This window comes from Vibrio sp. Vb1574 (assembly GCF_033338675.1).
In genome coordinates, this window is record NZ_JAWOTC010000212.1 from 1 (window position 1) to 1,391 (window position 1,391).

General features: G+C 43.8%; 2 protein-coding genes. Both read left to right on the forward strand.

What is annotated here, in order from left to right; all coding sequences use genetic code 11:
- The first annotated feature begins 343 nt into the window (after positions 1 to 343).
- A complete protein-coding gene (locus R7O12_RS24905; protein WP_318126728.1) occupies positions 344 to 826 on the forward strand; it encodes a GNAT family N-acetyltransferase in 483 nt (160 codons plus the stop codon).
- 199 nt (positions 827 to 1,025) lie between these two features.
- Positions 1,026 to 1,391: S1 family peptidase (locus tag R7O12_RS24910; protein WP_318126730.1), on the forward strand; the 366-nt coding region annotated here is incomplete at its 3' end.

The window sequence follows — 1,391 nt, forward strand, 5'->3', positions numbered from 1 at the left end:
GGTTGTAGATCGCTTACCGAAAACACGCTCGGGTAAAATTCTGCGTCGAACCATCCGCCAAATTGCTGATGGTGAACAATACACCGTGCCATCGACGATTGATGATCCAACGAGCCTGAATGAAATAGAGCGAGTATTACGACGCTAACAATTTATCGTCGTACTCAAATGAAACCCTGATCCTCGAACTCCGTAGTTTGGTTCTGCCTCTGTATGCTGATTTGTACAGGGGCTTTTTTGCGTTGGTGCTCCAGAAAACAATCGTGAGTAGGCGCTTTTGTGGCTTGCCAAGCCTGTGTTTTCGCAACACACTATACGGACTCAAATTTTGGTAACCCTTAGTATGTCTGCATTTGTAATCAAAGCTGCGAGTTTTGATGATTTAGAAGTGCTCAACGATCTTATGTTCGATTTGCACGATGAGCACCATGTTCAATCCCCTGAATTGTTTAAAACTGCTGAAGAAATCGAGCAAGAGAAAAGCATTGCTCGTTACATCGATAATCCCGAGTGTTTGGTATATGTAGCAAAAGTCGGTGATGAAGTTATCGGTTTTGTCTCTGGTCACTTTTGTGAGTTAACTTCCGTTGTCAGCCAACCTGTGATGATGGGCAGTTTGGATGAGTTGTATGTGATGCCGGAATATCGAAAGCGAGGAACGGCTCAAGCTTTGCTCGATAAGATAGAATCTACCTTTATCGATTACGGCGCAACCCAGATGTTTGTTGAGGTTTGGAGTTTTAACCGCCAAGCTCTCGGATTGTATGAAAAACAAGGGTTTGGGCATCATATTCACTGTTTGCGAAAGCCCTTAAATCCATCGTAATTAATACGTCTCGTTGACGGTAATTCAGTGACAGAAACCATGTGGAATTGAAATCATTCAGTTCATCAATAGACTTTTGCGTTTAAGTGGCTCGCAAGCTATGAATTTGCTACTCAACTTACATTGGTAACATTGAATTTGTCTGCTTGTTTTATGAGTAGCACGAGGATCGTGCTTACAAAAACAAGAGGATAATACTTTGAAACTATCAAAATCGTTACTTGCTTTGGCAGTCTTGCCAATGTTTGCAAGTGCTGATGATTTATCACAGACGCAAAACCACATCATTCAACCGAAAATCGTGGGCGGCATTACCGCCGATCCAACTGAATGGAAGTTCTACACACAAATTGTAAGTCGCTACAGTAACCGTTCCTATTGCGGTGCCAGTTACATCGGCAATGGCTATGTATTGACGGCGGCTCACTGTGTGGAGGGCGATTCACCGAGTCAAATCGCCGTGAAAATTGGTGGCGTCGTGTACAACGGCACCGATGGAGTAAGAGCGAATGTGAGTGAAATACACATGCATCCGTCTTATCGCCGCGCCACGCTTTCTTACGAT